Source organism: Sunxiuqinia sp. (assembly GCF_055140945.1).
Window position 1 is genome coordinate 88,581 of sequence record NZ_JBSQYS010000017.1, and the last position, 6,798, is coordinate 95,378.

The 6,798-nt window shown below is 40.0% G+C and carries 6 protein-coding genes; 4 read left to right on the forward strand and 2 right to left on the reverse strand.

The features are described 5' to 3' along the window. The first annotated feature begins 83 nt into the window (after window positions 1-83). Window positions 84-896 carry a ThuA domain-containing protein gene (locus tag ACTB00_RS10155; protein ID WP_463299807.1) on the forward strand — a complete coding sequence of 271 codons (813 nt, stop codon included), beginning with the start codon at window positions 84-86 and terminating at the stop codon, window positions 894-896. 87 nt (window positions 897-983) lie between these two features. Here the strand turns inward: ACTB00_RS10155 and ACTB00_RS10160 are convergent, their stop codons facing one another. Further along, window positions 984-1,721, reverse strand: a complete 738-nt coding sequence (locus ACTB00_RS10160; protein WP_463299808.1) for an SIMPL domain-containing protein — start codon at window positions 1,719-1,721, stop codon at window positions 984-986. Window positions 1,722-1,804: 83 nt separating this feature from the next. On the opposite strand from ACTB00_RS10160, the gene ACTB00_RS10165 reads away from it, so the two are divergent. Then, window positions 1,805-4,642: a PD-(D/E)XK nuclease family protein gene (locus ACTB00_RS10165; RefSeq protein ID WP_463299809.1), complete on the forward strand. Its 2,838-nt coding sequence runs from the start codon at window positions 1,805-1,807 to the stop codon at window positions 4,640-4,642. On the opposite strand, the gene trmD is transcribed toward ACTB00_RS10165, so the two are convergent. Continuing rightward, entirely contained in the window at window positions 4,639-5,322 is a 684-nt protein-coding gene (gene trmD / locus ACTB00_RS10170; RefSeq protein ID WP_463299810.1) for a tRNA (guanosine(37)-N1)-methyltransferase TrmD, read from the reverse strand. The two genes, ACTB00_RS10165 and trmD, sit on opposite strands and share 4 nt — an antisense overlap. Window positions 5,323-5,591: 269 nt before the next feature. Between trmD and ACTB00_RS10175 the strand changes: the two genes are divergently transcribed. Next, window positions 5,592-6,047 carry an Hsp20/alpha crystallin family protein gene (locus ACTB00_RS10175; protein ID WP_463299811.1) on the forward strand — a complete coding sequence of 152 codons (456 nt, stop codon included), beginning with the start codon at window positions 5,592-5,594 and terminating at the stop codon, window positions 6,045-6,047. A 184-nt stretch (window positions 6,048-6,231) separates the two neighbouring features. Beyond that, on the forward strand, window positions 6,232-6,798 hold a 567-nt coding region (locus ACTB00_RS10180), incomplete at its 3' end, for a hypothetical protein (RefSeq protein WP_463299812.1).

Genomic DNA, 6,798 nt, shown 5'->3' on the forward strand with positions numbered 1-6,798 from the left:
ATGAAAAGTGTTTTATAACGCATTAATTAGAATAATCCTAAAACTCATTTTTTTTACTTTTGAGTCCGAATAAACTAAAACTAATGATGAAACGGATCGGAAAATTCAATTTAATGACCTTGGATTTCATGTGGGGTGTTTTTTGCGATTTCAGATTTCATCCTAATTTTTTTAGTCGTACCATGAACAAAATAGTAATGGTTGGTGTGCTTTTGCTGACTAGCTTGACTGGTTTTAGTCAGAAAATTCAAGTTTTGGTGGTGACCGGAGGTCATGATTTCGATAGGGAGGCTTTTGCGGAACTATTTGATTCGATGGAGCAAATAGCTTGGGAGGAACTTGCTCAGCCCAAAGCGAATAAGGTGATGCTAGAAAATGGCCTGGAAAAATATGACGTATTGGTATTTTATGACATGTTTCAGGAAATATCGAAAGACGAGCAGATCGCATTTTTACAATTACTTGAAAAGGGTAAGCCGATGCTCTTCCTGCATCATGCGCTTGTTTCTTATCAAGCTTGGGGTGAGTTTCAAAATATCTTGGGCGGCCGGTATTATGACTCTAAAAGATACACGAAAACGCCGGCAAATGGTTTTTCCACTTATTTACACGACACCGACATTTCCGTACAGTTGCTAGCCACTGCGCATCCGATTACTGCTGGGTTGACAGATTTTTCCTTGTTTGATGAAGTATACGGAAACACCTGGGTGTCGCCCGAAGTAACCCCACTATTAGGAACCAATCATCCAGAGAGTACGAAAATCATAGGCTGGGAGCATACATATCGATCATCAAGAATTATTTATATGCAACCTGGTCATGGCAAATCAAGTTATGAAAATCCCAATTATCGAAAGCTGTTGCTCAACGCCTTGTTGTATCTGGCAAATTGAGATTCAAATTTGACCTTTACTGTCTTTGTTCGCAATTCCTTCTTCCGAGTCTGGGAAAAACCTGCTCGGTGTGTTTTTATTTGTGTGCTAGTTGATCGCAAATCGTGCAAAAACTTTGTAAGTCAGTTTTATTTTCTGAAATGATATTACAGGTTCTGATGCTTCGGTTGTGGCTACATCCTGTAGCTCAGCCATTCCTCTCACTCTGATGTTTTTGGCATAGGGTTGTCCATAATTCTCCCGTTCCTGAATGAATAAAGCAGATCCCACATTTTGTCCAACCGCTTCCAGTAAATAGCCGGCTTTGTCTTTCGCTGCTTGTATTGCTTTTATTTTTACTTCTTTTTTGAATGCTTCCATTTTTGTGTGGTCAACACGCTCGATGTATGCATTCAAGACATCAATTTCATCCAAAATCTCCCACGTGTCGGCCAATTCGTTGGTTGTGCCTACTTCAAGCACATAGTCTTTCGAAGCGAGTACGTCTTTGTTTTTCCGCTTGATTGTTACATAATCAGCGTCAGCATCAGCCAGCGACAGCTTGCTCAAGTCAAAATCATTCACCTTCAGGTGTTGTTTCATTTTCTTTTCCAGATCCTCGATATTGAATTTTTTCTTGCCATCGTAGCGTTCTTTTAGCGTGAAGCGCAGGAAAATTTGATCAGGAATAACTTCCATTTCACCTTCTCCGGTAACTTCAATATACGGGGTCGAATTTAATGGGTTTAGCTCGCTTTGTGCCATGCCTGATGTTGAGACCAGTGCCAGGGCAAAGAATAAAAAAAATGTTTTCATCGGATTAATCTTTGTATGTATTGTTTTCATTTTTTATTGATTTATTTTGAACGTTGATAACTCTTTTTACAAGGCCCTTAATTTAAGTATTATCTTTATCAAAAATATTTTTCATGACCCCTTTTTTAACTCAGGTTGCTCAATATTTGTATCGTACTTTTGGCGATGAATTAAATCGCATTGCGTTGGTTTTTCCAAGTCGGCGCGCCAGTGTGTTTTTTAACGCCTATTTAAACGAACTGGTAAAATCACCCATTATTGGACCCGAAACAATAACCATCGACGAATTAGTTGCACGGATGTCGGGAATGCAAATATCAGACCAGATTAGCCTGATTTTGCATTTGCATCAGGTTTATGTCAGCGAAACAGGGCATGATGAGTCCTTGGATGATTTTTTCTTTTGGGGCGAAATTCTACTTAACGACTTCAATGATATCGACAAATATCAATTGGATGCCAGTGATCTGTTTCAGAATATAAAAGATATAAAAGAAGTTGAGACGCGGTTTGATTATTTAAGTGCAGAGCAGAAGAAAGCGATTGAAGCATTTTGGGGAAATATTGGGAAAGCAAGCGGATCGGAGAATAAGGATAAATTTATGGCCATGTGGAACAAGCTGCCGGCTATTTATCAGCGTTTTCGAAACGAGTTGTTGACGGAGAATGCCGGTTACACAGGCTTGGTTTATCGTAAATTGATTGAAGGCTTGACAGCGGGAAAAATAGAAAAACTGAATGCCGATCAATTTGTTTTTGTCGGTTTCAATGCCCTGAATAAATGTGAAAACAAGCTGTTTAACTTCTTTCAGACAGCTGAAAAGGCGTTGTTCTTTTGGGATTACGACGAACAGTTTTTAAACGATCCGATCATGGAGGCCGGGCTTTTTATCCGTCGCAATCGGATTGAATTCCCAGCCCCCAAGCATTTTGAGCTGGATGCCGGAGAGCAAAAAGAGCAGAAAATAACCTTGGTTTCTGTTCCCGGTCAGGTGGCTCAAGCGCAGGTGATTAATTATAAGGAGTTGTTCGAAAATGAAATTAAAGCTGATCGTTTTGATGATACAGCCTTGGTTTTATCAGACGAAAGCTTGCTGGTGCCTGTTATTTCTGCTGCCGGTTCGCAGTTTAAGCAAATCAACATCACCATGGGTTACGCCTTGCAGGATACGCCTGTTTACAGCTTAATCTCTTTGCTGATCGATTTACAAAAAAATATCCGAAAGCTTGATGGTCATATTGCTTTTTATCATCGGCCGGTATTGGCTTTATTGAAACATCAATTAATATCCAGCACCGAAACCAAAGCCTTGGTTGTCGAAATTTTGAGCAAAAACAAGATCCACGTCCGTCAAAGTGATTTGGTACAGAACGAATTGCTTCGCTTGATATTCACACCTCAGCCGGATTGGAAATCTTGTGCTGAATATGTGATGGCCGTTATTCGGCAGCTCGGATTGCAATTTGCCAGCCACGAAGATGCTCCTGTAAACCTGGAAGGGGAGTATTTGTATCAGGCCTACCTGGCTATTCAGCGGCTGAGCGACACATTAGAAAAACTGAGCACCGGCAAGTTGTCTCTTGCATTATTTTTTCGGCTGCTTATTCAGCATTTGCAGCGGGTATCCATTCCTTTTGAAGGCGAACCTTTAACCGGATTGCAGGTGATGGGTTTTCTGGAAACTCGGATTCTGGATTTTAAGAAAGTGGTGCTCTTTTCGGTCAACGAAGGCAAAATGCCCAAGTCTACGCCCGTTCATTCGTTTATCCCATATCATTTGCGAAAAGCATTTGGTTTGCCCGCCTACGAAGAACACGATGCCATGTACGCCTATTATTTCTATCGGTTGCTGCATCGTGCTGAAGAAGTAGTGCTGGTTTATAATTCGGCTAGCGATGGGTTAAATTCGGGAGAAATGAGCCGCTATTTATTTCAACTAAAATATGATTCAGAGGTTCGCCCTAAAGAGTTTTACTTCGACTTCAACTTTAAATCGTCTGAAAATGCGCCGATATCGGTTTCTGCCACCAAAGAACATCAGCAAAAGCTATTGGATAATTACAGTTCCAGAAGATTAAGTCCCAGCGCGCTAAATACCTATTTGGATTGCAAGTTAAAGTTCTATTTCAAACACATTGCATTTATTAAGGAATCGGAGGAAGTGTCGGAAGACGTTGATCCACGGCTGTTTGGGAACTTATTTCACTATGCCATGGAGTTGCTGTACGCCGATTTTATTGGCACTGAAGTGCAAAAAGATCATATAAAAGCCCTGTTGCTAAATAAACACAAGTTGGAGCAGGTGGTGAAAGCTGCTTTTGCAAAGGAGTATTATAAAGACAAAGACCTGAATGAAATTAAAATATCGGGCAAAAATATTTTGGTGAAAGATCATCTGGAAACATACTTAACACAATTGTTGAAGAACGATTTGGCGTTTGCTCCCTTTAAGGTTGTTGCATTGGAGGGCCAGTACGAAGCCCCCTTTAACATTGACTTGCCTGAGGGTGAAAAGCAAATTTTGCTTGGTGGAACAATCGACCGGATTGATGAAACGGATGGCGGAACACGTATCATTGACTATAAAACCGGCCGCAATTTAAAGTTGAATTTCAAAGGTGTTGAACAGTTTTACCAGCGCGATAAATCAAGCCGTCCGAAAGAAATTTTTCAAACGCTGATTTACTCTGAGATTTTTCAACGATCGACAGGAAAAAATAATTTATTGCCTGCCATTTATAAGATTGATGATTTCTTTGATGACGAATTTCATCCCGAAGTGATTTATGGTGCCGAACGCCTGAGTTATCAGCAGATTGCAGAGCCCTTTCAGCAAAGTTTAAATGAACTATTGAGTGAGATGTTCGGTGCTGATCATGTTTATAAACAAACAGAAGATGATCGGAAATGCCGAACCTGCCCATATAACGTCATTTGCCGACGGGGTTAATTCTTTTCATCGAGTAAGTCCGGACGTAGCTTTTTGGTGCGGTCGTAAGCTTGTTTCTCTTTCCACTCGTTTATTTTTTTGTCATTGCCACTCAAAAGTACGTCAGGAACTTTCAGTCCTTTATAATCTGCCGGTCGGGTATAAACCGGAGGGCTGAGCAAATTATCCTGGAATGAGTCGGTGAGGGCAGAGGTTTCATCCGAAATAACTCCAGGAATTAAGCGCACGATGCTGTCCGTCATGACAGCGGCGGCCAGTTCTCCTCCTGTGAGTACATAATCGCCAATTGAAATTTCCCGGGTAATAAAATGATCGCGAATCCGCTGATCAACTCCCTTGTAGTGCCCACAAAGAATCATGATGTTATTTTTAAGTGACAGTTGATTCGCGATTCCTTGTGCAAATTGCTCTCCATCGGGGCTCGTGTAAATGATCTCATCGTACTCCCGTTGAGATTTTAAATGTTCAATCGCAGCTTCAACGGGTTGAATGGTCATCACCATGCCAGCACCACCGCTGAAAGCATAGTCGTCAGTTTTTTTGTGTTTGTCGGTTGAAAAATCACGAATGTTGTGCACGTAAATTTCTACCATTCCTTTGTCTCGACCTCTTTTGATGATGGAGTGGTTAAACGGACTTTCCAATAATTCAGGAACAACTGTTAAAATATCGATGCGCATGGTTGTGAAATTTGTGCTGCAAAAGTAACAAGTTTTTGCAATTTGAATAGGAATAAAAAGCCAGAAATATATCCATTAATTTAGATAAGATGCCAATACGGCATTTCAATGTAGCCTAATCCGGAAACAATGACATGCTCAATGGTTGGGTAATGGTTTTTTTGTCTTATTTCTTTTCTTGGAATGGAAGTTGAAAATGGAGGGTCAGAAACAATAATTTTAAAAACAATTAAAAATACAAACAATTAAATTTCAGGAGGAAATAAATTATGAAACTTGTAAATGTTAACCGTCCGGCTTATTACAACAATCCAGTTGATGCACTGTTAAAAGACTTTTTCAATCCTAAAACAGCAACTGATCGTTACGAAAAAGAAGAGTTAAAATACACTCCTTCAGCGAATGTTTTTGAAACCGACACTGATATCACGCTGGAGCTTTTAGTTCCGGGTTATTCAAAAGATCAGATTAAGCTATCGGTCGAGAATAATATCTTGTTGATAGAAAGCGAAGGGGTTGAGCCAAAGGCTGACGAAAAAGAAGCTGAAGAATTAAGGTATTCTCGTATTGAGTTTGAAAAGAAGAATTTTGAGAAAAAATTTAGACTCTCTGAAAAACTCAATCAAGACCAAATTAAAGCTGAAGCGAACAATGGGGTGCTTCGGATTACGATTGCGAAGAAAGAAGAAGCCGTTCCGGTAAAACGCCAAATTGAAATCGGATAAAACTGATTTTCAGAAGATAATAAACAAATGCCGTTGATTTCAACGGCATTTGTTGTTTCTGACGGTTTGTTTTTCTTACTTTATTGCTGTTTTCCTTGAGTATTCGTACTTAATATTATATTTTCGTACATCTACAGGGAGCCTAAATCTCTGATAATTACTTTGTAATTTAAATTTTGAACACATGAAACCCGAAGACCTGAAAAACTCAAATGATGAGTTAAAAGCAACATCTGATAGTTCGGATGCTGCTAATACGCCTGAAAAGACCCCGGAGACCCATACTGAAAAGCCGCAACCATCAGAGAAAAAAGCTGATATTGAGGACAAGAAAAAGGAGTCTCCCGTTGCTGAAGAAAAAGCTGAAGCAAAGGAAAGTGATAAAACGGAAAAAACTTCAGCTGAAAAGCCCGATCACACTGCATCAGATGAAAATGATCAGGATGAAGAAGCGGAGAAGGCAGAGTCTTCTATCGAGGATCAAGTCGTTCAGCCCAACGATGATCCCGAACCTTTAGAAACAGAAGCTGAAGAAAAAGATGTTGTTTCCGAAGAAAAGGAAACTCCGGAGGTTAAAGAAGAAGAACCAGTTGCGAGCGAAAAAGAGGATCAGGGAGTTCAAAAAGTAGAAGAAACTTCTGAAGAACAAAAAGAAGAGCTTGCTGAAAAACCGGCTGTTGAAGATAAACCATCTCGAAAATCGGTTGATTATGCCACTCTTAATGAAGTTGAACTGATTAATGCCCTTCGT